Below are 25,793 nucleotides of genomic sequence, written 5' to 3' on the forward strand. Positions count from 1 at the left end.
CTGCGTTACCAGCGTGGGGCCTGCCAGGGCACGCCGTCCCGCCAGCGGATCACCGCGTCGGCGGGTACGCCCGGGGTCAGGCGGTGTTCGGGGTTGGCGTCGAAGTAGAGCTTCACCGCATAAGTCAGCTTGACCCGCTCGTCGGGAGTCTGCACTTCCTTCGGCGTGAACTCGGCCTGGGACGCGATGTAGCGGGTGGTGGCGGGAAAGGTCTTGTCGGGGAAGGCGTCGGTATACACCTGGGCCGGCAGGCCGAGGCGCAACTGGCCGATCTGCTTTTCGGGCACATAGACCTTGAGGTAGAGCTTGTCGAGGTCCACCAGGTCGAAGATGGGCGTGCCGGCGGCAACCATCTCGCCCGCTTCCCGCAGGCGGGTGAGGATCACGCCGCCGGTCGGCGCGCGCAAGGTGAGGTCGTCCACCAGGCTGGCGACTTCCTTCGCCCCGGCTTCGGCCTGGCGCAGGCCGGCTTCCAGCGCGGCGACGTCGTTCTCGCGGGCTTTCACCTTGTCGTGGCCCAGGCGGGCGGAGCTGACGCTCTGCTCGGCCTGGCGCAGGTCGGCGGCGGACGCCGTGTGGGCGAGGCGCATCTGCTCGGCGCGGCGGGGTTCGACGGTACCGCGCTCGGCCAACTCGTCGAAGCGCCGGGCATCCTTGGCGGCTTGGGCTTCGGCGGCGCGGGCCTTGGCGAGCACGGCGTCGGCGCTGGCCTCGGCCAGCGGCACTTCACGGCGGGCGATGGCCAGTTGGGCGCGTGCGGACTGGAGTTGGGCGGCAATCGTCGCGACGGCGGCATCGGCCTGCTGCTGTTTGGCGGCGAGCTGGGTGTCTTCGAGCTGGGCCAGTACCTGGCCGGCCTGCACGGCGTCGCCCTCGCGCACCTTCAGCACGGCGATGCGCCCGGCCAGCTTGCTGGCGACGGTGGTGTGGTCGCCCTCGATGCGGCCGTTGGCCTGGATCAGGCCTTCCGGCAGCGTGCCGCTGCCGGCGAAGCGCTGCCACGCCCAGATGCCGCCGCCGACGACGGCCACGGCGACGAGGCCGATCAGGAGGTTCTTCTTGTCGAATCGCATGGCGAGGCTCCCGTTACAGCTCGCCGACGGCCTTCTTGAGCCGGAGCCGGGCGAGGTGGAGATCGTAGTGGGCGTTGAGGTGGTTGCTGTCGGTGAGGCTGCGCAGGGCTTCCGCGTCGAGCACCTCGGTGTGGGTGCCGACGCCGTTGCGGTAGCGGTCGCGGGCCACCCGCAGGTTCTCGTCGGCCTGGGCCAGGGCGGTGCGGGTGGTGGCCAGGCGTTCGTCGGCCTCGCCGACGGCCAGCCATTCCTTGCGGACTTCCAGCGCGATCAGGCTGGCCGCGTCGTCCTGGCGCTCGCGGGCGGCGCGGGCGCGGGCCGTGGCGGCATCGGCGCGACGGCGCTGCACGTTGCCGTCGAAGATGTCCCACTGCACGCCGACCATCAGCTGGGCAACGTCCTGGTTGACCCGGTAGCGGTTGTCCTCGTGCATCACGGCGGCCTTGATGCCGACCTGTGGGCGGGTACCGGCGCGTTCCATCTCGGCTTCGTGGTCGGTGGCTTCGGCGTGGGCACCGAGCAGCGCGATTTCCGGGCGCTGGCCGCGGGCACGGGCTTCGAGGGCGGCGATGTCCGGGCGGCTGGGCATGTCGCTGGCGGGCTCGGCGACGTCCACCGGGTTGTCGAGCGGGCGGCCGAGCAGGCGGTTGTAGGCCGCGGCGGCGAGTTCGGCGGCATTGCGGGCCTGGGTCTGGCGCTGGCGCGCATCCGCTTGGGCGACGGCGACCGACAGGATGTCGTTGCGGGCGACCAGGCCCTGCTTGCCGAGTTCGGCCACGTCGGCGGCGTGGGCGTCGAGGGCGGCCAGGTGGCGCTCGGCGGCCGCCAGTGCGCTACGTGCCCGCAGAACGTTCAGGTAGGTTTCGGCGACGTCGAGCTTGACGGCCTGCTCGCTGCGCGTGCGTTCGAAGCCGCTCGCCTGCACGCCGGCTTCGGCGGCATTCACTGCGGCACTGATGCGGCCACCGGTGTAGACCGGCAATGTGGCCTGCAGCGCATGGGTTGCGTAGTTGCGTTCCGACAGCGGCATCTGGTCGGGCAGGTTGATGCCGGGGATGGACGGCAGGCCGATCAGCGCTGCCGGCTCCCGGCTCAGCATCGTGTAGCTGGAGCTGGCGGTGGCTTTCGGTAGCGCCAGCCCGCGGGCGGCAGCGCGGGTGGCGCGGGCCGCGTCGGCGTCGGCGTCGGCGGCACGCAGGCGGGCATCCGCGGACAGGGCCTGGCGCCACGCGTCGGCCAGGGTTTCGGCTGACCAGGCCGGCAGTGTGGTGGCGAGGAGCGCCGCCAGCAACGCGGGCCGTACCAAGCGGCATGGGCTTGTGGCAGGTCCGAGGTGGGTACGGGGAGCCTTCATCGAATCCTCCGCCGGGGAATTAATGACTTATTGGTCAGTAAATTACGCCAACAGGATGGACACCGCATTGCGGAAGATCAAAGTGACCCGGCGTCAACCGTTAGAATCACGTCCTTCCGTTTTGTCTGCGTCACCGATGTCCGCTCCTCTGTCCCTCAAGTACCTTTTCGGTTACCCCGAGCATCTGGTCGGCCAGGTGCGCGAGTTGCTGGAAGAGCATCGCCTCGGCCCGCTGCTGCTGAAGAAGTACCCGCAGACCCACGGCGTGCGCAACGACACGGCCCTCTACGAGTATGTGACGGAGCTGAAGGCGCGCCATCTGCGCAATGCGGAGCCCCTCAGCAAGGTGGCTTTCGACGGCAAGCTGCAGACCATCCACAATGCGCTCGGCACGCACACCACGGTGGCGCGCGTCCAAGGCGGCAAGCTCAAGACCAAGCGGGAGATCCGCGTCGCCAACCTGTTCCGCGAGGCGCCGCCGGAATTTCTGCGCATGATCGTGGTGCACGAGCTGGCCCACCTGAAGGAGCGCCAGCATGACAAGGCCTTCTACCAGCTGTGCTGCCGCATGGAGCCGGATTACCACCAGTTCGAGTTCGATGTGCGGGCCTGGTTGTGCTGGCTGGAGGCCACCGGCGACGGGGTGTGGACGCCGGGCGCGGGTCCCTGAAATGAAGAAGGCCCGGCGCCGGAGTTGATCCGGGCCGGGCCTCGCGATGCGTGCCGGAGCCGTGCTTACAGGCTCAGGTTGCCCTTCAGCTTGTCGAGCAGCTTGGCGCCGATGCCCTTGACGGTCAGCAGTTCGTCGATGGTCTTGAACGGGCGGGCGGCGATGATGGCTGCGGCGGCTGTCTTCGACAGGCCCTTCAGTGCGGCCAGCTCGGTCTTGCCGGCGGTGTTGATGGAGACACGGCTGGTGGTATCAGCCGGTTCAGCCTTGGCAGACTTTGCGGAAGCCTTGGTGGCGGCTTTCGGTGCGGTCTTGCCGGCTTTCTTCGGCTGGGCGACGGGTTCGGCAGCCGGTTCGGCCTTGACGGGCTCGGACGTGGCACCGGGTTCTTCGTCGGCGGTCCAGCTGACCGGCAGCGAGAAGTTGGCGAAGTCGCGGGTTGCGTAGCCGCTGGCGGTCCATTCGCGCAGCAGCAGCGCGACATGCCAGGTACCGACAGGGCGGGCGGCCAGCGGCAGGGTCAGGTCGAGGTCTTGCCAGCTATGCTGGCCGGCCAGGGAGCCAAGCTGGGCAGCGGCCAGCTGGGTGCCATCGGGCATGCCGGCTGCGTAGGGGGCGGCCAGGGCCCACAGTTCGAGGGACAGGGTGCCGCTCAGATTGTCGCTGGCGCGGGGGTTTTCGAGGCTTTCCACATGCATGCCGACGCTCTGTTCGCCGAGGCTGAAGCCGGAGGCGCCAGCCAGACGCGGCTGCATGAAGCTCTCCGCGCGCGGGAAGTTGGCGAAATCCTGAACCGCATCGAACCGGCCGTCGCGACCGCTGGCGAGGACCAGTACCATGCTGTGCTCGGCATGGCCGGCAGGCGGCAGGGCCGCGGTGAAGGCGCTGACCCAGCTCTGGTTGAGGCTGTCGAGCTGGCCGACCGGCAACTCGGCGACCTTGGTGCCGGGAACCGGTTCACCGGCGAAGGGCGTCTCGCAGGCCCACAGTTGCAGTGCCCATTCCTGATCGGCGGTCGCATCGGGATTGTCGACCAGCAGCTCTGCGTCGAGGCGGACGCTGTCGCCGTCGAAGGCGTAGCCGTGATTGAAACCGATGCGCACGGCGCCGGCATGCTGGCCGGTGGTGGCCTGGAGAATGTTCTGGGTATGCATTGCAAGTGGTCCTGCCTGTATCGAGGCGCCGGATTTTGAAGGCGCTTTGATTGCATCGTCAATCGCTGGCCGATTGAATATTTCGATGCACCGACGAGGGGCAGAAAACCGCCGCAGGCCGCGCCAGATGTAGGATGCGCTACATCGGTGCGGTGATGCGGACGTCGTTGTCAGAGCAGCACGATATCGAACTGTTCCTGGCCGTAGCTGGCTTCGGGATGCAGGGAAATAGCCTTGCCGATGAAGTCCGACAGCATGCCCAGCGCCTGGGATTCTTCCTCCAGGAACAGATCTATGACGTTCGGTGCGGCGAGCACGCGGAACTCCCGGGCGTTGAACTGGCGTGCCTCGCGCAGCAGTTCGCGGAGGATCTCGTAGGCAACGGTGCGGGCGGTCTTCACCTCGCCGCGCCCGTTACAGGTCGGACAGGGCTCGCACAGCAGGTGGGCGAGGGACTCGCGGGTCCGCTTGCGGGTCATCTCCACCAGGCCGAGGGTGGTGAAACCGTTCACCGTCATCTTGGTGTGGTCGCGGGCCAGCGCCTTGCGGAACTCTTCGAGCACCGCGGTACGGTGTTCCGGGCTTTCCATGTCGATGAAGTCGACGATGATGATGCCGCCCAGGTTACGCAGGCGCAGCTGGCGGGCGATGGCCTGGGCCGCTTCGAGGTTGGTCTTGAAGATGGTGTCGTCGAAGTTGCGCGCGCCGACGAAGCCGCCGGTGTTCACGTCGATGGTGGTCATCGCCTCGGTCTGGTCGATGATCAGGTAGCCACCGGACTTGAGTTCCACCCGCCGCGCCAGGGCCTTCTCGATCTCCGCCTCGACGCCGTGCAGGTCGAACAACGGGCGCTCGCCCGTGTAGTGGTCGAGCAGCGGCAGCACCTGCGGCATGTACTCGGTGGCGAAGCCGGTCAGCTTCTGGAAGTTCTCGCGGGAGTCGGCGACGATCCGCGTGGTGGCGTCGGTGACCAGATCGCGCAGCACCCGTTGGGCCAGGTTGAGGTCCTGGTACAGCACCGTGGGCGGACGGGCGCCGACGCTGCGGTTCTTGATCTCGGCCCACAGCTTGCGCAGGTAGGCGATGTCGGCGGCGAGCTCCTCATCGCTGGCGTTCTCGGCCATCGTGCGGACGATGTAGCCGCCGGTCTCGTCGGCCGGCAGCAGGCGCGTGACGCGCTCGCGCAGGGCTTCGCGGCCGGCCTCGTCGCCGATCCGCTGGGAAATGCCGATGTGCTTGTCCTGGGGCAGGTAGACCAGCATCCGGCCGGCGATGGAGATCTGTGTGGACAGGCGTGCGCCCTTGGTGCCGAGGGGGTCCTTCAGCACCTGAACGATCAGGTTCTGCCCTTCCGACAGGATGCGTTCGATGGGTCGCGGCGCGTCGCCGTGGTGGCGGTCGGCCCAGATGTCGGCTACGTGCAGGAAGGCGGTGCGTTCGAGGCCAACGTCCATGAACGCCGACTGCATGCCGGGCAGCACGCGCACGACGCGGCCCAGGTAGATGTTGCCGACGATGCCGCGGCTCGCCGTACGTTCGACGTGGACTTCCTGCACGACGCCCTGCTGCATGAGGGCGACGCGGGTTTCTTGAGGGGTGAAATTGATCAGGTATTCGTCAGACATGATGCGGGAAGCAAACGGTGATGGGCGATGACACATCGCGCGGATGTGCCATCGCCGATCGCCGCTCGTCCGGCATCGGCTGCGCGGGGCGTGCCGCGCCAGCTGGTGTGTGCTTGTCCTCTCCTCCGATAGGCGGCCGACTCTTGGTGGCCGGCGTCAGTCAGAGAGGATAGCCGAATTCCTGCAACAGGGCGGCAGTCTCGAACAGCGGCAGGCCCATGATGCCGGTGTAGCTGCCGCGGATCTCCTCGATGAAGACCGCTGCGCGGCCCTGGATGCCGTAGGCGCCGGCCTTGTCGGCGGCTTCGCCGCTGGCCACGTAGCGGCGGATGTCCTGCTCGTCCACGGCGCGGAAGCGCACTTCGCTGACCGACAGGCGGTGGGCGTAGCGCTGGCCGTCGCCGACCACCACCGCTGTGAGGACCTGGTGGCTGCGGCCGGACAGGGAACGCAGGATGTCCACCGCGTGCTCCGCGTTGTCCGGCTTGCCGATGATGGCTCCGTCCAGTTCCAGCGTGGTGTCGGCGGCCAGCAGCAGACGCGGCGGCAGGCTGCGCCAGCTGATCCGCTTGATGCCGCCGACGGCCTTGGCCATGGCGACCCGCCGTACGTAAGTGAAGGCGTCCTCGCCGGGCAGCGCGTCCTCGTTCACGTCCGCGTCGGCCCGCGCCCCGCTGCGGAACAGCAGGGGTTCGAAACGGACGTGGATCTGCTTGAGCAGTTCGCGGCGACGGGGGCTGTTCGAGGCGAGGTAGATCACGACATCATTCCCGGTGGTACGGATGGTTTTTCGACAGGCTCCAGGCCCGGTACAAGGCTTCGGACAGCATCACCCGGACCATCGCGTGGGGCAGGGTCAGGCTGGACAGGCGCATCGTTTCGTGGGCGGTGGCCTTCAGGGCCGGGTCGAGGCCGTCCGGTCCGCCGATGATCAGCGCCACGTCGTCGCCGCTGTCTTGCCAGCGTTCCAGGCGTTTGGCGAGGGCCTTGGTGGTCAGGTCCTCGCCGCGTTCGTCGAGGATCAGGCGCCGGCAGCGGGTTGGCAGGGCCGCCTCGATGCGGGCCGCTTCGAGGGCCATCATGGCTTCCACGGTCTTGCCGGTGGTGCGGGGTTCGGCCTTCACTTCGACGAGCTGCAGCGGCAGTTCGCGCGGCATGCGCTTGGCGAAGTCGTCGAAGGCAGTGTCGACCCAGGCCGGCATGCGCGTGCCGACCGCGACGATCAGGAGTTTCATGGGGCAGGGGGCGGCGCCGGTTGCGCCGCGGGTGGTGCGGAAAGGCTCAGGCGGCGCGCGCAGCGGCGCTGCCAGGGCGGGACGGGCGCGCCGGCGTGGCGGACCACAGTTCTTCCAGGTTGTAGTAGGCGCGGACGGCCGGCTGCATGACGTGCACCACGATGTCGCCCAGATCCACCAGCACCCATTCGCCGGAGTCCTCGCCTTCCACGCTGACCACCTTGAGGCCGGCTTCACGGGCCTTGTCGGCGACGTTGCGGGCGAGGGAGCGGGTCTGCCGGTTGGAGTCGCCACTGGCGATGATCACGCGGTCGAAGAGCGAGGTGAGGCGCGTGGTGTCGATGACCTGGATGTCCTTGCCCTTGATGTCCTCGAGGGCGGAGACGACGAGTTGTTCGAACTGGGTGATTTCCATTGATTCAGATATAGAGTTGGTGCAGAGAAATATAGTCAACAACCGCCGGCGGGAGCAAATAGCGCAGGCTCTGACCGGTGCTGCGGCGGGCGCGGATGTCGGTGGCGGAGATCGCCAGCGGCGTCATCGCGAACTGAACCAGCGAGCCGGCCGGGCGGCCTTCGAGAGCGTCCAGCGTGCCGTGCCGGCGGTGCGTGAGCTCGGCCAGTTCCGGCGCCATGCGTGCGCTGTCGAGGCTGTAGCCGGGGCGGTTGGCGACGGCCACGTGGGCGAAGTCGAAGAGTTCGTGCCAGCGCTTCCAGGTGGGCAGGCCGAGCAGCGCATCGACGCCGAGCAGCAGCACCAGCGGCCGCTTCGGGCCCAGCTCGGCACGCAGGCGTTCGAGGGTCAGGATCGTGAAGCTGGCCTGAGTGGCTTCCACTTCCGCCGGATCCACTTCGAAGGCCGGGTTGTCCGCGGTGGCCAGCCGGGCCATTGCCAGCCGGTCTGCGGCACTGGCGCCGGGGACGTCCCGGTGCGGCGGCTGGCCGGCGGGGATGAAGCGTACTTTCTCCAGGTCGAGGGCTTCGCGGGCTGTTTCGGCGAGGCGCAGGTGGCCGTAGTGGATGGGGTCGAAAGTGCCACCGAAAAGCCCGAGGGCGTGTTCAACTGGCATCATCGGGACCGATATGGTCGAAGACGTCCAGCGCGTTGGCGTAGAAGCTGGCGAAGACCACAGGAATGAAGACGATCGGGAAGGCCAGCGCCGGCAACAGGCTCAGCAGCGGCGAGACCAGTTCGAGTACGCTGACCAGCACGCCAGCGCCCAGCGCCACGCCCATCAGGCCCAGCCCGAAGCTCAGAAAGGCGCGCCAGTTGCGCAGGCAGGCGATGAAACTGAAGAACAGCGCCTTGGTGGCGGGGATGCGTCCCCAGCCGGCCAGCAGCGGCGCAAACCAGTAGGCCATCATCAGCGGTGTGGAGCCGACGGTGCTGACCAGCAGCGCAATGAGGAAGGACGGATCGTCAAGGGTCTCGCCCCAGCTGGTCTTGCCCATCACGGCCTTGAACAGCTTGCTGTTCACCTCGGCATCGAACAGGGTGCTGAGGCCGAGCACGATCAGGGAGCCGATGAAGTAGATGCCGCCGATCTTGACCTGCTCCTGCAGGTTCTGGCGGAAGCCGGAGACGAGGATGTCGGGGCCGGCCTTGCGCCGCTCGGCAATCGCCTTGCAGCCGTTGAAGATGCCCAGCGACAGGGCCGGCATCACGAGGAACATGATGACCTGGCCGATGAGGGGAATCGCGGCGACCAGCAGCAGCGTCAGCGAGCTGCCGAAGACCAGGAAGGTGACCAGCGCCGGGTTGCGCCGCCATAGCGCGAAGCCATCGACGATCCAGGCCCAGCCGCGCTGGGCCGGCAAGGTGCGTGCCTGCATCTGCTCAGTCCGTTTCTTCTGCCGGTGCCGCGGCGGCGTGCGGTGAGACCAGCGCCATGTCGCCGAAGACGTCCTGGTAGGACGCGTACAGCGTGCCGGCCAGCACCGGGACGAGGATCAGTACGCCGAGAGCTGCCGGGATCATGGCGACCCAGATCAGCACGTAGATCAGCACGCCCAGCACCACGAAGGCGCCGAAGTTGCCGAAGCAGGCCGACAGGGACAGCTTCATCGCATCCAGCGGCGGGGTGTCGCGCAGCACCACCAGCGGGGCGGCGAACCACAGCGCGGTGATCAGCAGCACCCACAGCACCGAGAACACGATGCTGCCGAGCAGCACGCCGCTGACCAGGCCCATGCCCATGCCGGCCAGCGCGCCGAGGATGTAGCCGGTGAGCAGTGCGCCGCCGCCGATCAGCACCGATATAAAGCCGGCGATCAGGCCGCCGAGCAGGTAGAACACGCCGACCAGCGACAGGTTGCCGGCATGGACCTTCAGGCCGGCGAACAGGTGTTCGATGCGCAGTGCCTTGCCCTGGGCCAGTGCATGGCAGCCCAGCACCATGCCGGCGACCATCACAGGGAAGCCGATCAGCACCACCGCCCAGCCGAGCAGCGGCACCAGGCCCAGCACGAACAGCATGATGATGAAGATCACGCTGATGGCGACCCACACCCCCGGATTGCGGGCGAAATAGAACCATCCGGCCTTCAGCCAGACCAGGCTTTCGAAGGGCGAAACATGCCGTGGGCGCGGATGGCGCGCGGCGTTGTGGGGATGGTGTGCCGGGGCAGCCGGTTCGGTCATTGTCGGGCGTGGGAAACGGAGTGGAAAATCAGGATGTTGCGCTGCGACGAGATGCTAGCCCAAATCCCCCACCCAGTTCAAACCGGCAAAACCCTAGCGGCACGTTTTCAGGCCGGCAGGGCGGGCAGGCCATCGGCATGGGCACGCAGCTGCAGGATGCGCCGGTACTCGCCCGGATCCTTTACCAGCACCATCTCGCCGGGGCGCGGCAGGTGGAAATCCTCCAGTCGCGACAACCAGAAGCGCAGCGCAGCGGCGCGCAGTACGGCTGGCCAGGCCTTGCGTTCGGCGGCGGTGAAGGGGCGGGCCTCGGCGTAGCTGGCGAGCAGCGCGGCGGCGCGGGCCGCATCGAGCTGACCGTCGGCGTCGGCGCACCAGTCGTTGACGGTGACCGCCACGTCGAACAGCAGCGCATCCACGCCGGCGAAGTAGAAGTCGATGACGCCGCCGACGAAGTCGCCGTCCCACAGCACGTTGTCGCGGAACAGGTCGGCGTGGATCACCCCTTGCGGCAGGGCGCGCAGGTCGAAACCGGCCTGGAAGGTCAGCTCGGCATCGAGTTCGGCCTGTTCGTCGGCGGGCAGATGGGCGCGCACGCGGGCCGCGCAGTCGCGCCGCCACTCGGCGCCGCGCGGATTGGCCTGCTTGCGCCCGAAGGACTGCCCGGCCAGGTGCAGGCCGGCCAGCATCGCGCCGATGCGCGCGCAGTGGGCGACGCTCGGCGCCATCTCCGACTTGCCGGCCAGACGTGTGACCAACACCGCCGGTTTGCCCGAAAGGGTGCCAAGGTATTCGTTGTCCCGGTTGGCGATCGGCGCCGGCACCGGCAGGCCGTGGCGGGCCAGGTGGGCCATCAGGTGCAGGTAGAAGGGCAGCTCGGCGCGCGGCATCGTCTCGAACAGCGTCAGCACGTAGCGGCCCAGGCTGGTAGTGACGAAGAAGTTGCTGTTCTGCACGCCGGCGGAGATCCCCTGCAAGACATCCAGGCGGCCGATGGCATAGTTGCGCAGCCAGACCGCGAGGTCGGCGTCGGTGACGGAAGTAAAGACGGACATGGTGCGAAGAGCTTACATCAGGCCAGCCCCTGCGGCGCGGTAGAATGCGCTCCCGCTCCACCCGATGTCCGCAGCACGCTCATGTCGCTCCTCCTCAATGCCCCGCAACGTGAAGCCATCCATTACCTGGACGGCCCCTGCCTGGTGCTGGCCGGCGCCGGCTCCGGCAAGACGCGGGTGATCACCCAGAAGATCGCCTACCTGATCAGCGACTGCGGCTTCAACCCGCACAACATCGCGGCCATCACCTTCACCAACAAGGCCGCCAAGGAGATGCTGGAGCGCATCGAGAAGCTGATGGGCGGGCGCGCCGTCAAGGGCCTCACGGTGTGTACCTTCCACGCCCTCGGCGTGCGCATCGTGCGCCAGGAAGCCGCGCTGCTCGGCCTCAAGCCGCAGTTCTCCATCCTCGACGCGTCGGACACCACGCAGATCATCGCCGAGATGACCGCCAGCACCGACAAGAACCGCGCCAAGGCCCTGCAGTGGCAGATCTCCAGCTGGAAGAACGCCCTCATCGAGCCCCACGAGGCAGCCCACCTGGCCAACGACGAAATCTCGTCCGCCGCCGCGCTGCTCTACATGGAGTACGACAAAACCCTGCGCGCCTATCAGGGCGTGGATTTCGACGATCTCATCCGCCTGCCGGTCAAGCTCTTCGAAGAGCACCCGGAGGTGCGCGAGCGCTGGCAGAACAAGCTGCGCTACCTGCTGGTCGATGAATACCAGGACACCAACCGTGCCCAGTACCGGCTGATCAAGCTGCTCACCGGCGTGCGCGCGGCCTTCACCGCGGTGGGCGACGACGACCAGGCCATCTACGCCTGGCGCGGTGCCGACGTGGAGAACCTGCGCCAGCTGCCGGTCGATTTCCCCAAGCTGAAGGTCATCAAGCTGGAGCAGAACTACCGCTCCACCACGCGCATCCTGCATGCTGCCAACACCGTCATCGCCAACAACGAGAAGCTCTTTGAGAAGAAGCTGTGGTCCGAGCACGGCGCCGGCGACCCGGTGAACGTGGTGGCCTACCAGACGCCGGAGCACGAGGCCGAGGCGGTGGTGATGAAACTCTCCGCCCATAAATTCGAGAACCGCACCCACTTCAAGGACTACGCGATCCTCTACCGCGGCAACCACCAGGCCCGCCTGTTCGAGCAGCAACTGCGCAACCACAAGATCCCCTACGCCATTTCGGGCGGGCGCAGCTTCTTCGAGAACGCCGAGATCAAGGACCTGTGCGCCTACCTGCGCCTGATCGCCAACGAGGACGACGACCTGTCCTTCATCCGTTCGATCACCGTGCCGCGCCGCGGCGTCGGCGCCGCCTCCATCGAAGCCCTCAGCCGCTACGCTTCGAACCGCAACATCAGCCTGTTCACCGCGGCCTTCGAGGAAGGCGTCTCCGAGCATGTGAATACGCGCCAGCTCGAAACCGTGCGGGAGTTCTGCCACTTCATCAACCGCATGGCTCACCGCGCCCCGCGCGAACCCGCCGGGCAAGTCATCGGCGACATGCTCAAGGCCATCAACTACGAAGCCTGGCTGTACGAGAGCTGCGAGCCCCGCGAAGCCGAGACCAAGTGGAGCAACGTCGGCGATTTCACCGGCTGGCTCGGCCGCAAGGGCGAAGAAGACGGCAAGACCCTGTCGGACATGATCCAGACCATCAGCCTGATCACCATGCTCGACAAGGACGACGAAGAACTCGACCAGGTCCAGCTCGCCACGCTGCACGCCTCCAAGGGCCTGGAGTTCAAGCACGTCTTCCTGGTCGGCGTCGAGGAAGGCCTGCTGCCGCACCAGTCGTCCATCGACGAGGACAAGATCGAGGAAGAGCGCCGCCTGATGTACGTGGGCATCACCCGCGCCCAGCGCAGCCTCACCATCAGCTACTGCGAACGCCGCAAAGCCGGCCGTGACGTGCGCACCTGCGATCCGTCGCGCTTCATCGACGAGATGGGCGCCGAAGGCATCAAGCGCAGCGACCGCAAGAACCCCGAACCGGTCAGCAAGGAAGACGCGCGGGCGCGCATCGCCAACCTGCGGGCGATGCTCGGTAAAACAGGTGGTGGCGCCGCCTGATCGGGGGCTATTCGGCTTCGCGCTAATAACAGTTTTTTAGATGTCCCCTATTTCGCCAATTTATGGCGGAAGCAAAGCAAGGGTAAATATCGGGAAATTCAGTTTCATTTTTTATATTTCAAATGGATGCATGGCAAATGCGCTCCATTTTCTTGAAAGCATAGTGATCACTGCCTACCCTGAATAATAAAGAGTCTCGAAGAACAGACGGGAGGTGTGTCATGCGGCAGCGGATCATGGTCCTGCTGGGCGTCTTCCTGGCAGGTTGTGGTGGGGGTGGAGGTGGCGGTTCGACGCCACCGCAAGCGACCGGAATTTCAGAGTCCTATTATCCGGTGCTCACCGGGGCGGATTGGGTTTACGACGTCAATTCCATCGCTCCGGATTCCTCGGTTTCCACCTATATCAACGAAATGCAGATCACCGGGACGCAGCCTGTCGCAGGTGTTAATGCCTGGGTGTTCCGAGAAAGCAATCCATCCGGGGACGGGATTGCCGTCGACAGCTACTACGCCAAGGACGCCCGGGCCTTCGTCTATTTGGGAGACAATTCCCCGGCAAGCTGGGTCAATGCGATCATCAATCAGGTGGACTTCATGCGTTTCGACGGCACGTTCAGCCAGACGCCGTTGCTCGACCGCAAGAACGTGGACATCGGTACTGATCTGGACGGGGATGGCAAGGACGAGCATGTAGACGTCAAGGTGACCGGCGTCGTCGAAGGTTACGAGACACTGGTGCTCGGTGCCGGGAGTTTCTCCAATGCTGCACGGATCCGTTACGACATAGCAGGCACCCTGACCTTGTCTGCTGGGGGGGCTGTGCCCATCACGGAAACCGTCCACGAATGGCGTGCCGATGGCATAGGGGCCATCCGCCAGCTTGTCAAAGCCACTGTCGGTACACAAACCAGCACGGAGACGTCCGATTTGCGCGCGGTGTCCGTCAATGGCATCAAGGGCGGGGTATTTCCGCCGCGCGATCTTTTGGGCGGGTTGGCTAACGGAGACTCCGATGCAACCCGGCCCGGCGGACCGGCCCTGTCCAGCGATGGCATACGCTATTTGCTCGTCAGTAACCGCCAGGGCGCCAGTGGTCGACAATGGATCGGCCAGTTCATCGCTGCCGACGGGGCGCTGCAGCAGAATATCGCCCTCTCCGGCGCGGCTTTGTCCAGTCTGGAGGGGGCGCCTGCTGTTGCCTCCAATGGCAATACATACATGACGGTCATGCGTGACGAGGCCGGTTTGCACGCACAACGGGTAAGTAGCGACGGCGTAGTGTTGGATCCTTACCCTGGGGCCGTCCTGGCGGTGAACGGACGCTTTCCCGCGGTGGCCTACGGCAACGGACAATATCTGGTCGCCTATTACAACTACGACCCGGTACAGAGCACCATTCGCGGCGTGCTCGTCTCGTCCAGCGGTGTCGTCGGGGCTGACTTCCTGATCGGAACGGCCATTTCCGGCTATTCGGATATGCCATCGGTCGCGTTCGATGGGCGGGACTTCATCGTAGCCTGGGAAACCGGCTCATCCGGCCTGCCTGACCACGACATTGTGGCAGCCCGGGTGAGTACTGCGGGCGCTCTGCTGGATCCCGTGCCCATCGCCATCTCTACGGCTCCCGACATGCAATTCGCGCCCCGTATCGCCTGCGATCCGGTCAATTGCCTGATCACCTGGATAGATCGTCGCAACTACGTTGGTCTCAATTACGCCACGCCAGGCGACATGTACGGCACATTCATCACCCGCGAAGGTGTGGTGCTGAACGGTCCGCCGGCCAGTGGTGGGCTGCCCCTTGCTCTTGGAATCACCACCAATTCCGGTGATTCGTCCCTGGTCTATACCGCGAGCGGGTACATCCTGGCCTGGTCGCAAGGGGCTTACGTCAATAACCCGGGTGGCCCGACCGGTGTATATGCACGGCGTATCGGCACCGACGGCAGTGTTTCACCAGCGGCGCCGGGCTTTGCCCTCAGCGGCGCCCCGGAGGCTTACACGCGTCTCTACTACCCTGCTCTGGCGTCGATCTCCACGGGCACGCTGGCGGTGTGGCTGAACAATAGCGAAATGATGGGGAGCTCCAAGAGCATCCGTGGAGCCCTCATGTGGTCGCCCCTGTCCCGCTGATCCTAATCGCGCAGGATCGGCACAGGCGGGCGGCGCATCTTGTTCTGCAACTGCATCAGCCCGTACAGCAGCGCCTCGGCGGTGGGCGGGCAGCCGGGCACGTAGATGTCCACCGGCACGATGCGGTCGCAGCCGCGTACCACCGAATAGGAATAGTGGTAATAGCCACCGCCGTTGGCGCACGAGCCCATCGAGATCACGTAGCGCGGCTCGGCCATCTGGTCGTACACCTTGCGCAGGGCCGGCGCCATCTTGTTGGTCAGCGTCCCGGCCACGATCATCAGGTCGGACTGCCGCGGGCTGGCCCGCGGCAGCACGCCGAAGCGGTCCATGTCGTAGCGCGCCGATGCGGCGTGGATCATTTCCACCGCGCAACAGGCCAGGCCGAAGGTCAGGAACCACAGGCTGTCGCTGCGGACCATGTCGAACAGGGCATCGGCGCGGGTCAGCAGGTAACCGTCGCCGTGGAGCGTGGGGGCATGCATTGCGGATCTCCTTTCGGGGCAGAACAAATGCATGCCACTCTAGGGACGAACGAAGACCCTTTCTTGTACGGAATCGACATCCTCCGGCAGAAACAGCGAGCGGAAATCCGGCTGGCCGATGCGGTACAGCCAGAAGCCCGGATCGTCGCCGGCCGACGACTGCACCAGCATGCGTGGCGAATAGCCGGTGAGCGCTGCGAAATCCCGGTCCATGTGGGCTTGATCGTAATAGCCGAACTCCTGGGCGACCCGCGCCACGTGGCCGCGCCGCCCGGCGTCCGCAAACAACTTCGGCAAGGCGAAGCCGAAGCGTGCCACCCGTCGCAGATCCCGCAGATTGGCACCATAGGCCCGGTTGAGGCGCCGCTCGAATTGGCGCAAACCGACGGACAGCGCCGCCGCCTGCGCTTCGGCCGGCTCGAACAATCGCACCATCGAGCCCGTTGCATGCTGGGCCTGCTGCGCATCGCTGCCGACGCGCAGCGCGCGGCGCACCAGAGCCTGCAGGTGGCCCACCCAGCGGACCGGATGCTGTTCCTCGTCGATGCGTTCGAGCATGCGCCTCACATCATCCGGCGGAAACACCTCGTCCAGCGCAAACGTCCGGTCACGCAACTCCGCCACGCTCGGCCCCAGCGCCTCCGCCAGCAGGCCCGGGCGGAACAGCATCGACACGAACACCCCGCCCGCGTCGATCTCGGTAAAGCGCGGCGTGAGGCACGGACCGGCGATCACCGCACGCGGATAACGATGCAAGCGCCTGCCCGCCGCATCCGTCCGCCAGCCACCACCCCGCGCGAACAGGATCAGCGCCGGACTCATCGCCGCCGGAATGCGCGACAGACAGCCCGTGGGGAAACCGACCACCAGCGTCGGATAGATCCACGGCGCCAGTGCGGGGTGGGGAGGAACGATCAGTTGGGAATGCATCGGTAGAGTGGGCGGCGATGACCGATGGCGTGGCGACGGGGATGTACCGTGTCAGTGATGAGGCCAGGGGAGCCTTATCTGCTTGTCGGAAGGGGGCGTGGCCCCCTCCGGTTATCAAGGTGTCGGCGAGCCGTCCTTCAGATACTTCGGTGAGCGGGGCCCATAAAGAATCCCGTTCGGTTGCCCGGCCGAGAGCAGACGGCTGCTGGTGATGCCGGCAATAGCGTGTCCCCGGTTGGAAAGGGTGTCGCCGATCTGGGAAATGATGGCCTTGACCAGCAAACCGACAATGCCACCGCCGGAATTATTGTCGGTCTCGCTGCTGGATGCCGTTGCGCTGCCTTCCCACAAGGTTGCACCGGAACGCAGATCCACCAGCTTGCCGCTTGCCGTCACCCGTGTCTCGCTCGATACCACCATATAGGACGTGCCGTATTGCTTGACGTTGATATACAGCGCCGCATCCGCGCCGAAGATCTGGCGCAGTTTGCCGATGGAAATCTCGTGGATGTCGGCGGGCGCCGTCATGCCGTTCTGCCGGAAGGCCTCGTCGACCAGCGTTACCGGGAGCACGTAATAGCCCGACTCGGCCAACGGGAGCGTCGTCTGCGACCACATGCTGTAGGTCGCGCCGATATCCGGCGAACCGTTGAGGGGCGGAAGGACAAGGATGGAGGCCGGGCGACTTTGCTGGAAAGCCGAGTAGTCGTACTTCTTGCCTTGCGTTGCGCAGCCACCCAGCAGCAAGGCGGCTGCCGCCAGCAGGATGGTCCATTTCATGGCGTATTTCTCTTTCATGGTGTGCCTCGACGGACCGTCAGGGGGAGATCTTCTTCAGCAGGAAGTCCATGAACGCAGTGCTTTCCGGAAACTGCTGCTTCTCTGCTTCGAGGTTCTGTTTCATGCGATCGGTGCGCCCGCTCTGGCCGTACAGCATCGCCAGATGAGCCTGAAAGCCGGGCGGCAGGGGCTTGCCCTGCGCCGCGGCTTTTTCACGCGTCGCCTCCAGGGCCTGGATCTGATCCTCCGGCCCCTTTTCTCCCTTGAAATAGGTGTAGACCTGAGGCTGATAGTCGCCCCAGTAATACACGGACTGCGGGCGGTTGGCGCAGCCCGTCGTCAGCGCGGCGGTCAGCACCGCCGCGGCCAGCAAACCACTTCTGTAAAGGCGATACATGGCGAGGGCGTCGGCGCGGATCAATTGGCGGGGCGCCAGGCGCCGCTTTCGATGCCGCCCACGAGGCTGTCGACCGCCTCGCGTATCGCCAGATCGAGCACCTTGCCGTTGAGGGTCGAGTCATAACTGGCCGTGCCGCCGAAACCGATCACCTCCCGGTTGGACAGGCTGTATTCGCCGGCGCCCTGGGCCGAATAAACGACTTCGGCGGTCTGCACATCCACCACGTTCAGCGTCACCTTGGCATAGGCGATCTGCTGCTTGCCGCGTCCCAGGATGCCGAACAACTGGTGATCGCCGACTTCCTTCCGGCCAAATTCGGTGACGTCGCCGGTAATGACGAAACGCGCGCCCTTCAAGGTCTGCGTCGTTTTGCTGAGCGCCGCCTCCTGCTTGATCTCGCTCATGTTGTCGCGGTCCAGCACATTGAAGCGATTGCTCTGCTGGAGATGCCCGATCAGGATCGTCTTGGCCTGGCTGCCGAGGCGGTCTACTCCGTCGGTGAAAATGCCGCGCATGAACGTGGAGCGATTGTCGAACTTGCCCACGGAAATGGGATTGCGCACGCCGCTATAGGGGCGCGCCGCCGACGCGGATTTGGCGACGGCAAGACTGCGGGAATCTTCGGTCGCACAGCCACTCAGCACGCCGATGGCGCTGGCCAGAACAATTGCGGGAACAAGGACGCGTTTCATGTTTCTCTTCTCGGAGTCGATAGGGAATGTTTCCAGCATCATTGTATGTTCCTGTAATGGTCCGGTCTGTGAATCGGGGCACAGGGAGCCGGCCATTCACGGCCGATTTGGCCGCGTCTGTTCATTCTTCTGGCGTGCAGTTGTCCGGTCTTTGATCAGCGGCAAACGACGCGAATGTCGGGGATTTCAGCGAGAAGATCTTCCACGCTTGGGGCGATTACAACGGCGCGACCGATCAGTTGGAAGTGCACCTGTTCCTCACCGATATCCGGCCGGTCAACGCGCTGTTGAGCTACACCGTCGATCTCGTGCCTATCCTCGGCACCACCGACGCGCCCATCGGCAACCCCCGCAATCCGGGCGGCGCAGTGCCGGAACCCGGCAGCGTGGCACTGGTAGCACTCGGCCTTGCTGGCGCCAGCATGCTCCGTCGCCGGAAGGGCTGAGCCGTTCCAGATGGGCTTCAGCGACAAGCCCCGCCGAGCGCTGGGTTTGTGCATTCTGCCTGGCGGTGGATCGGTGATTGGCACCCATTCATGACGCCTTTATCAAGATCGTCCGCAGCCTCATTCGCTGGCGCATTTCTCGATGCTTCCTGGGGGCAGGTTTAATCCACACTGACGGTGCGCCTGCTGCTGAATGAGGATCTGAACCAGGCATTCGAAGGCGGTGTGAATAGCCCGATGAAAGCGATGCACTGAGAAAGTATTTGAGATACCTCCACGGAGACCTGTAGAGGCGCATTTGGAAATGCGGCAATGCTTGGTGGTGCAAGGAAGAGGCCGCCGACAAAAAACATAAGGGAAATCCATCGGGCTGAATTTCTGCCGCGTGATATTCCAATAATGAGATATGCGTGTAAGGCAAAAACCAGAATGAGGCCGTTCAGAAAGCTATTGAGAACTACATCGAAGTGCCACTCCGCGTAGATCAGTTGAAGAATCATCGCCAACGCCATCGCGAGCCATAGCAGCTTGGTCGAAATATGAACGATGCGGGGTGTCTCGATACTTGGTGAGCTCTTTGTCATGCGCATTGGAGGGATGATGTTGTCCAGATGGCTACTTACGCTGATGTTCCGTCCGCCGATTTGTCCGCGGCCTGGCGTGACGCCTTCCCCCGCCCCTTCCTCTCCGACCGCTTCTTTAACCCGAGCGCCGCCAGTTCGTCCGAATCCGGCCCGTAGATGGCCTTGACCTGGCTTTTCACGCCGAGGATCAGTTCGTGGAATTCGTGCTGGGCGGCGATGAGGGCGTCACGGGTGGCGGCGTGGGTGTTGCGGGCGTGGAGTTCGGCTTCGTGGGCGGCGTTCAGCTTGTCGTATGCCGCGCTGACGGCGGGGAAGCTGTAGTCGTCCTTGTAGGGCTGGTAGTGGGGGATGCCTTTGAGGGCGCGGTAGGTATCTTCGTCAGCCCTGAGATGTTGCGGCGACATGCGGACTTTGGTGGGATTGGTCATGGCGTGTGTGCGGCGGGCAAGAGGCTGGAGACGCTGTCTATGCCCGATACACTACGACGGCTTATGCATTTTGGGCTGTGACATGACGCACTCGGATGGCCCGAAGCGAGTTCCGCGACCGATGCACAAAGCCCAGACCCTGCGTCCAGTCTGATGCCCGTTGTCCGGGATAGGGTAGCCGCAGCAATAACCGGATTAAATGTTCAGTCTTGCTGCGGTGACAACCACTTCAAGAGCTTTGCAAAGAGTAGATCAGGCTCGACCGGCTTGGGGATGAAATCGTTCATGCCAGCCGCAAAGCACTGTGCTTTGTCCTCTATAAAGGCATTTGCCGTCATGGCGAGAATCGGCGTCCTGGCAAAGTTGGGAAGACGGCGAATTTGCCGGGTGGCCTCCAATCCATCCATCTTCGGCATCTGCATATCCATCAGTATCAGATCGTAAGCATGTTCCTTGGACTTCTCGACCGCCTCAAGTCCATTCTCGGCTACATCGAGCCGTGGCCAGATATCATTCAGCAAATCCAACGCTACTTCGCGATTGACCGGTTCGTCTTCAACCAGAAGAATACGAGAGTGTGCATATCCCCTGCGCAGTGCGTCCTCGTCCGACTCTATTGCCGCTGGCTCAATAACCTGCTCATTCAATGTGCCTTTCTTGAGCCGGACGGTAAACCAGAAGGTACTACCTACATTCGGTGTGGTCACTACGCCCGCATCGCCGCCCATCAGTAAGGCCAGTTTCTTTGTGATTGCCAACCCCAAACCGGTGCCCCCATTCTCCCTGGTGATGGAATTGTCAGCCTGCTCGAAAACTGAGAATAGTTTTACCACGTTTTCCGGTGCGATCCCGATGCCCGTGTCTTGCACCTCGAAGCGAACCAGAGCGCTGGCAGGGCCATCGTCAGCCAAAGAGGTTCGGATCGTGACGTGGCCGGCCTTGGTAAATTTGATGGCGTTGTTGGCGTAATTAAGGATGGCCTGCTGCAGGCGTGTCGGATCACCCAATAAATGGAGCGGAAGGGGTTGGGTTTCGACACGTAGTTCAAGGTTCTTGGCACGGGCTCGTTCCGTCAACATGGAAATGGTATTCGCAACGATCGCTCTGACATTGACCTCCACCTCTTCAAGTGTGAACTTGCCGGCCTCGATCTTGGATAAATCCAGAATTGCGTTGATTATTTCCAGCAAGTGCCGGCCAGCAATATTGATCTTTTCCAGTCGGCTCCCTTGTTCAGGTGTCACCCCTGCTCGTTGCAATAGATATACCATCCCCGTGATGGTATTCAATGGCGTGCGGATTTCGTGGCTCATGTTTGCAAGAAATGCGCTCTTTGCAATATTGGCCGTTTCTGCAGCTTGCTTGGCAAGAACAAGTTCGCTGGTTCGTTCTGCAACGATGCGTTCGAGATTCTCGCTGTACTTGACGTGCTCCTCCTTTGTACGAGCCTGCGAACGGAGTAGGGCTATCAGGAGTAGCAGGGGGATCGTTCCAAGAGTAAGGGATGTCGCTGCTATGGCGTCCGCGTATTGATGCCACAAATCTTCCAGCGTTATTTTGCGAGGCACATCAAACGGCGCTATGTGCAACGTTCGCATCATTTCATCAATGATCTTGTAGTTGCCAGGAATGGTGAAACCCTCGATCTCGGCGGCCTTGGCCACCTCACCGCCATGCGGCAGAGACAAGACTGCGCCGGCGATCTGTCGTGCCAGTTCTTCATCAACCCAAGGCATTGCAGCAAGAGCCCATTCTGGATACAAATGGGTCGAGAGTTTCAGGGGGTATGGAGGAATGTCAGATGCTTTGAGGATGGCTATTTTTGTCGGATCAAGCTTATGTTCCTTGACCATCGCTTCGACAATGCCAGTCCGAACGAATGCAGCATCGGCTTTGCCTGCCAACATCGCCTCGACGGCATTGTCGTGGGGCATGCCAGTTTCAATCAACGTTGCGTCGCGTGGCAGTTCGATACCTAATTTGAAAAGCTCATTCGCTTGTGCCTGATAACCGCCAACCGATATGGTGTCCGTCAATGCAATGCGCTTTCCTCGTAAGTCGATCAGCTCGCGAATATCGTCTCGGCCGGACAGGGTCAGGATGACTCCACCAAAATTTGGCAGAACTATATCGCCATCCCTCCCAACAAGGGTCGCCAATGGTGAATAGAGCCCTTGTTCATAACTCAACTCGATATAATGTGCCGGCTGTGTCAGAACGATATCGGTATGCTTGGTACGAACCGCTTCACTTAGCTCTTGGTACGTGTATGCCTCAAGAACGATTCTTTGCTTGAGCCCGCGGGCGTTCAAATAATCCACGAGTGGTTGCCATCGCTTAATCGTCTCCGGCTTCGGGCGGAACGCTAGGACGCCAAAATGGATGTCTTCATTTTTTCCGTCTGGAACTTTTATTTCTGCGTCAGGGGTGGCAGAGCTTATGCAGGGAAAGCCTAGAAATACGAACCACAGCAGAACAGTGCAGAGTACATAACGTTTCGTTTTTATAAACATGATGACTTATCAAGCAGGGCGCGTCGTTGTTCCACGACAGGACCGGTCTCGATTTCTTGAACAAACTTTCCACGACGAAAAATGGAATACTGTCGGGACGCTATCCATGGAAAAGGTTCTCGAAGATCCTTTCGGGCCATAGGCTGCCATAGCGGTGATTGACGCGGATTTCATGCTAAGAAAATGTCCTGCAGCCCTCAGGTATGATTTAAGTGGGCCGCCGTCCGTTAAGTTAATTGCCGTTGAACGATAGTTATCTTTTATCCTACTAGCTCAATCCCCAAGGGCAACCATCTTTACTAAAACCGACCAAGCTATCATCAAGCCACTTGATTTAAGTCAACTTCACGTCTAGAGAGACCAGGCTTGTTTAGTTAACCAAGGTAGGCGAGTTTTTATGTCTTTCGGGTATTTGTCGGCGGTTCTTTTTGATTGCCGAAAGGTGGCTCCTGGCCGATATGTGCCGGTATCTCCCACTCATCTACCTAACCTTGCAAGTAACCTTCCCCTCGCTGATCGTCACCTTTTTCTGTCGCTGCAATTTATCAATTAGAACTGGCTCCGCCTCTTCTTCTCCAACCGCTTCTTCAACCCCTGGGTGGCCAATTCATTCGAATCCGGCCCGTAAATGGCCTTGACCTGGTTTTATACGCCGGGGATCGGTTCGTGGAATTCGTGCTGGGCGATGAGGGTTTTGTTCCGATTGGCCATGCGTGTGTGCGGTGAGCAATAGACTGGAGATGCTGTCCATGCTCGATGCGCTACGCTGGCTTATGCATTTCGGGCTGTGACATGACGAACTCGGGTGGCGCGAAGTGAGTTCGGCTGGCGGTGATCGGACTTCGCGAGGAGGCGAAGACGATTCGTGATGCAGCGAATAGGATTTGGAGGTGTGCGATAAGTGTTCTGCGTGTGCCGAAATTTATCCGGGATGCTCAGAACACCTTCATGAGATGGAAGAAATTATTTCGGGTCGGGCAGAAACAACTTCTGGGATGCGAGATGTTTTGCTGTGCTTGCGGGCGGTGGATGGGCTCAAGGCGTGGCGGTTCGCTGGTGATCGACCCAGATGAATTTGTCCGTGGCAAAGCCCAGGGTCTGCGCCTGGGCCAGCAGTTGCTGGCGAACATCGGCGGAGAGCGTCGTGTCGCGGGCCAGAATCCACAGGTAATCGCGATCGGGGCCGGCGACGAGGGACCAGCGATAGTGCTGTTGATCCAGCGCGACCACGTGATAGCCGCCGTAAAAGGGCCCGAAGAACGAGACCTTCAGTGATCCCGTGTTCTTGTCGCCAGTGAACAGTGCACGGCCGATGGCCTCTTTCCAGGCCTGGCGCCGGGTGTCATAGCCACGGTTGATGACCTTGACGCTGCCGTCGTCCTGTAACGCGTAGGTGGCATTCACATCGCTCATGCCGCGCTCGAAGGAATGATCGAGCCGGGCGATTTCATACCACTGGCCGAGGTAGCGATTGATGTCGAAAGACGTTACGGGATGCACGCCTTCAGGAGGCATCGTCGAACAAGCCGTCAGCGACAGGGTGAAGAGCAGGGTGAGGACGGCGGTGCGCATGATCGACATCATACCGGCTGAGGCATGACGAAGAGCGCTGCCAAGGCCCTGCTGTCAGTGCTGAAGGGCCCAGGCGACACCTTCTGTCGATGCGTAATGCAGCGCGGCGGTCTGACTCGTGAAGCTGGGTTTGAAACGCATGATCCGGGTCGTGGTGGATGTGCCTCTGCCCGAGTGAATGGATACCGATGCGGCAAAGCCGCCGTCGGAGTCCGCTTTGGTCATGGGGGAAACGCGAAAGCGGCCTACGGTGATGGGTGTGGTGTTGTGCATAGTTATATTTTTTGAGATGGCGGGTGCCATGCAGGAGAGATCCGACAGGACAAGACCTGTCGTGTTCGGAGGCGTACCCCGGAAGTGCGGCGTCACGACAAAGCAAATCGGAATGCTGGTGATGTCGTGGGTAGGCCGTGCTTGCCGGTGCCAGACGCGATGGCGCGTTATGGCTCGTCCGCCGGTTTGTTTTCAAGAAGAGGAAGGCTTCGCATCCGGGCGTTCCGTTGGCGCCATGACTGGCAAATTCGGGACGCTGCGTCTGGATGGGAGGGTTACCGCTGCTTGCGCGATGGGCGCTATTGAAATTCACGAGAAGCCCCGATTGGTGGTGGGCTTCTTTGTGAATTGGTGGCGCACCCTACCATGCGTGGGCCAGATTGTGCAATAGATTTGTGTCGTGATTGTGACGGCGCGTCCGTCTATTGCTTTCCAGCGATGCGCGAAGGGTTCAGCACGATTGGCCCTGGCCCTCGAGCACCGCTGGCGTTTGCTGACGCTCAGTGCATCAGCTTGCCGCCGCTGCCGAGGATGGTGACTTCGGCGAAGTGGGAGCCCTGGCGTTTGCCGGGGCCGAAGTCGATGGTGTAGCCGCCGGTGTCGTAGTTGCGCAGGCTTTCGAGGGCGGTGGTGAGTTTTTCTCGCGTGGGTTGGGGGCCGGCGCGGCGCAGGCCTTCGACGAGGACCTTGGCGGAGATGAAGCCTTCCAGCGTGGTGTAGGTGAGGCCGGCCTTGGGTTGCAGGGGCTTGGGGAGGGCTTCGAATTCGCGCACCAGCGGCAGTGCGGCGTTGCCGGGGTAGGGCATGACCTGGGAGATGGCGATGCCGGTGGCGTCGGGGCCGAGTTCGTTGGCGAGGGCTTTGACGCCGACGACGGAGACGGCGAACAGCTGGGCAGCGCTGCCGCCCTGCTTGAGCTTCCGGACGAAGGCGGCGGTGGCCTTGTAGGTGCTGAACATGATCACCGCCTGCGGGTCGGCGGCGCTGATGCTGCGCACGGCGGGGCCAACGTCGAGGCTGTTCTTGTCGAAGGAGCCCTTGGCGGCGATGGTCAGGTTGCGTTTGCGCAGGGCCTTGGTGACGCCGTCCACGCCGGAGATGCCGAGAGTGTCGTTCTGGTAGAAGACGGCGATGCGGGTGACGCCGGTGGTGGTGAGCTGGCGGACGATCTTCTCGGCTTCGTCGCCGTAGCTGGCGCGCACCCAGAAGGTGTAGGGGGAGGACTGGTTGCGCAGGTCGTCGGAGCCGGTGAAAGGGGCGACGGAGGGGACCTTGCGTTCGTCGAGCAGCGGCATCACGGCCCAGTAGTTGGCGGTGCCCATGATGCCGAGGAAGGCCAGCACCTTGTCGTTGTCGAGCTGCTTCTTGACGTTCTGCACCGCGCGTTCAGGCACGTAGGCGTCGTCTTCGCTGACGAGTTCGATCTTCTTGCCGTGGATGCCGCCCTTGCTGTTGATCCACTTGAGGTAGGCGTCGGCGCCGTCGCGCAGTTCGGTGCCGAGCTCGGCCAGGGGGCCGCTGAGGGCGGCAGTCTGGCCGATGCGGATGGTGTCGGTTGTGGCGGGGGCTTCGGGGGCGGCGTGCAGCGGGGCGCTGGCAAGCAGCAGGCTGCCGAGCAGGGTGGTCAGGGCGCCAAGGCCCTGGGCGGAAAATCCCATGACAGTCT

At 63.3% G+C, this 25,793-nt stretch carries 26 protein-coding genes; 4 read left to right on the top strand and 22 right to left on the bottom strand.

The features are described 5' to 3' along the window. Window positions 1-5 precede the first annotated feature (5 nt). The gene (locus tag AC1PQG_RS00835) at window positions 6-1,073 is read right to left on the bottom strand and encodes an HlyD family secretion protein (protein WP_481120794.1); all 1,068 of its coding nucleotides are present in this window, start codon (window positions 1,071-1,073) and stop codon (window positions 6-8) included. A gap of 13 nt (window positions 1,074-1,086) precedes the next feature. Further along, window positions 1,087-2,427: a TolC family protein gene (locus AC1PQG_RS00840; protein ID WP_481120795.1), complete on the bottom strand. Its 1,341-nt coding sequence runs from the start codon at window positions 2,425-2,427 to the stop codon at window positions 1,087-1,089. A 136-nt stretch (window positions 2,428-2,563) separates the two neighbouring features. Here AC1PQG_RS00840 and AC1PQG_RS00845 point away from each other — a divergent pair, with 136 nt between their 5' ends. After that, a complete protein-coding gene (locus AC1PQG_RS00845) occupies window positions 2,564-3,097 on the top strand; it encodes a M48 metallopeptidase family protein (RefSeq protein WP_481120796.1) in 534 nt (177 codons plus the stop codon). Between the two features lie 65 nt (window positions 3,098-3,162). Here the strand turns inward: AC1PQG_RS00845 and AC1PQG_RS00850 are convergent, their stop codons facing one another. From AC1PQG_RS00850 to AC1PQG_RS00890, 9 genes are all read right to left on the bottom strand, one after another. Next, window positions 3,163-4,251 (bottom strand): ComEA family DNA-binding protein, encoded by a 1,089-nt coding sequence (locus AC1PQG_RS00850; RefSeq protein WP_481120797.1) that lies wholly within the window; start codon window positions 4,249-4,251, stop codon window positions 3,163-3,165. Between the two features lie 170 nt (window positions 4,252-4,421). After that, window positions 4,422-5,876 carry a ribonuclease G gene (gene rng, locus AC1PQG_RS00855; protein WP_481120798.1) on the bottom strand — a complete coding sequence of 485 codons (1,455 nt, stop codon included), beginning with the start codon at window positions 5,874-5,876 and terminating at the stop codon, window positions 4,422-4,424. A 160-nt stretch (window positions 5,877-6,036) separates the two neighbouring features. Then, window positions 6,037-6,636, bottom strand: coding sequence for a Maf family protein (locus AC1PQG_RS00860; protein WP_481120799.1), 600 nt, complete (start codon window positions 6,634-6,636; stop codon window positions 6,037-6,039). 4 nt (window positions 6,637-6,640) lie between these two features. Continuing rightward, complete coding sequence (gene rlmH / locus AC1PQG_RS00865) at window positions 6,641-7,111, bottom strand: 23S rRNA (pseudouridine(1915)-N(3))-methyltransferase RlmH (RefSeq protein WP_481120800.1); 471 nt, start codon at window positions 7,109-7,111, stop codon at window positions 6,641-6,643. 46 nt (window positions 7,112-7,157) lie between these two features. After that, complete coding sequence (rsfS, locus tag AC1PQG_RS00870; protein WP_481120801.1) at window positions 7,158-7,526, bottom strand: ribosome silencing factor; 369 nt, start codon at window positions 7,524-7,526, stop codon at window positions 7,158-7,160. A gap of 4 nt (window positions 7,527-7,530) precedes the next feature. Further along, a complete protein-coding gene (gene nadD / locus AC1PQG_RS00875) occupies window positions 7,531-8,181 on the bottom strand; it encodes a nicotinate-nucleotide adenylyltransferase (protein ID WP_481120802.1) in 651 nt (216 codons plus the stop codon). Beyond that, entirely contained in the window at window positions 8,171-8,944 is a 774-nt protein-coding gene (locus AC1PQG_RS00880; RefSeq protein ID WP_481120803.1) for a BPSS1780 family membrane protein, read from the bottom strand. The genes nadD and AC1PQG_RS00880 overlap by 11 nt, the downstream gene beginning before the upstream one ends. Window positions 8,945-8,948: 4 nt before the next feature. After that, window positions 8,949-9,752: a BPSS1780 family membrane protein gene (locus AC1PQG_RS00885; protein WP_481120804.1), complete on the bottom strand. Its 804-nt coding sequence runs from the start codon at window positions 9,750-9,752 to the stop codon at window positions 8,949-8,951. Between the two features lie 107 nt (window positions 9,753-9,859). Continuing rightward, a complete protein-coding gene (locus AC1PQG_RS00890; RefSeq protein WP_481120805.1) occupies window positions 9,860-10,807 on the bottom strand; it encodes a homoserine kinase in 948 nt (315 codons plus the stop codon). Between the two features lie 81 nt (window positions 10,808-10,888). On the opposite strand from AC1PQG_RS00890, the gene AC1PQG_RS00895 reads away from it, so the two are divergent. Both AC1PQG_RS00895 and AC1PQG_RS00900 read left to right on the top strand, forming a co-directional pair. Beyond that, a complete protein-coding gene (locus AC1PQG_RS00895; protein ID WP_481120806.1) occupies window positions 10,889-12,889 on the top strand; it encodes a UvrD-helicase domain-containing protein in 2,001 nt (666 codons plus the stop codon). A gap of 221 nt (window positions 12,890-13,110) precedes the next feature. Then, on the top strand, window positions 13,111-15,024 hold the full coding sequence (locus tag AC1PQG_RS00900; protein WP_481120807.1) for a hypothetical protein: 1,914 nt from the start codon (window positions 13,111-13,113) through the stop codon (window positions 15,022-15,024). 2 nt (window positions 15,025-15,026) lie between these two features. Here the strand turns inward: AC1PQG_RS00900 and AC1PQG_RS00905 are convergent, their stop codons facing one another. The 5 genes from AC1PQG_RS00905 to AC1PQG_RS00925 all read right to left on the bottom strand — a co-directional run bounded on the left by AC1PQG_RS00905 (window position 15,027) and on the right by AC1PQG_RS00925 (window position 18,311). Then, entirely contained in the window at window positions 15,027-15,509 is a 483-nt protein-coding gene (locus tag AC1PQG_RS00905) for a NuoB/complex I 20 kDa subunit family protein (protein WP_481120808.1), read from the bottom strand. A 39-nt stretch (window positions 15,510-15,548) separates the two neighbouring features. Then, window positions 15,549-16,439 (bottom strand): AraC family transcriptional regulator, encoded by an 891-nt coding sequence (locus AC1PQG_RS00910; RefSeq protein WP_481120809.1) that lies wholly within the window; start codon window positions 16,437-16,439, stop codon window positions 15,549-15,551. A 114-nt stretch (window positions 16,440-16,553) separates the two neighbouring features. Then, the gene (locus AC1PQG_RS00915; protein WP_481120810.1) at window positions 16,554-17,219 is read right to left on the bottom strand and encodes a DUF799 domain-containing protein; all 666 of its coding nucleotides are present in this window, start codon (window positions 17,217-17,219) and stop codon (window positions 16,554-16,556) included. Between the two features lie 37 nt (window positions 17,220-17,256). Then, window positions 17,257-17,640 carry a DUF4810 domain-containing protein gene (locus AC1PQG_RS00920; RefSeq protein WP_481120811.1) on the bottom strand — a complete coding sequence of 128 codons (384 nt, stop codon included), beginning with the start codon at window positions 17,638-17,640 and terminating at the stop codon, window positions 17,257-17,259. Further along, complete coding sequence (locus AC1PQG_RS00925; RefSeq protein ID WP_481120812.1) at window positions 17,637-18,311, bottom strand: CsgG/HfaB family protein; 675 nt, start codon at window positions 18,309-18,311, stop codon at window positions 17,637-17,639. Before AC1PQG_RS00925 ends, AC1PQG_RS00920 begins: the two co-directional genes overlap by 4 nt. A 245-nt stretch (window positions 18,312-18,556) precedes the next feature. Between AC1PQG_RS00925 and AC1PQG_RS00930 the strand changes: the two genes are divergently transcribed. Beyond that, window positions 18,557-18,757, top strand: a complete 201-nt coding sequence (locus AC1PQG_RS00930; protein ID WP_481122949.1) for a PEP-CTERM sorting domain-containing protein — start codon at window positions 18,557-18,559, stop codon at window positions 18,755-18,757. A 161-nt stretch (window positions 18,758-18,918) separates the two neighbouring features. Here the strand turns inward: AC1PQG_RS00930 and AC1PQG_RS00935 are convergent, their stop codons facing one another. The 6 genes from AC1PQG_RS00935 to AC1PQG_RS00960 all read right to left on the bottom strand — a co-directional run bounded on the left by AC1PQG_RS00935 (window position 18,919) and on the right by AC1PQG_RS00960 (window position 25,785). Continuing rightward, entirely contained in the window at window positions 18,919-19,347 is a 429-nt protein-coding gene (locus AC1PQG_RS00935; RefSeq protein WP_481120813.1) for a hypothetical protein, read from the bottom strand. 29 nt (window positions 19,348-19,376) lie between these two features. Then, window positions 19,377-19,769, bottom strand: coding sequence for a hypothetical protein (locus tag AC1PQG_RS00940; protein ID WP_481120814.1), 393 nt, complete (start codon window positions 19,767-19,769; stop codon window positions 19,377-19,379). A 203-nt stretch (window positions 19,770-19,972) separates the two neighbouring features. After that, complete coding sequence (locus AC1PQG_RS00945; protein ID WP_481120815.1) at window positions 19,973-22,282, bottom strand: PhnD/SsuA/transferrin family substrate-binding protein; 2,310 nt, start codon at window positions 22,280-22,282, stop codon at window positions 19,973-19,975. A gap of 1,035 nt (window positions 22,283-23,317) precedes the next feature. Next, a complete protein-coding gene (locus AC1PQG_RS00950; RefSeq protein ID WP_481120816.1) occupies window positions 23,318-23,854 on the bottom strand; it encodes a lipocalin family protein in 537 nt (178 codons plus the stop codon). 54 nt (window positions 23,855-23,908) lie between these two features. After that, window positions 23,909-24,157 carry a hypothetical protein gene (locus AC1PQG_RS00955; protein ID WP_481120817.1) on the bottom strand — a complete coding sequence of 83 codons (249 nt, stop codon included), beginning with the start codon at window positions 24,155-24,157 and terminating at the stop codon, window positions 23,909-23,911. A gap of 470 nt (window positions 24,158-24,627) precedes the next feature. After that, window positions 24,628-25,785: an ABC transporter substrate-binding protein gene (locus AC1PQG_RS00960; RefSeq protein WP_481120818.1), complete on the bottom strand. Its 1,158-nt coding sequence runs from the start codon at window positions 25,783-25,785 to the stop codon at window positions 24,628-24,630. Window positions 25,786-25,793 lie beyond the last annotated feature (8 nt).

It is taken from the genome of Zoogloea sp. GDB6, from assembly GCF_056724105.1.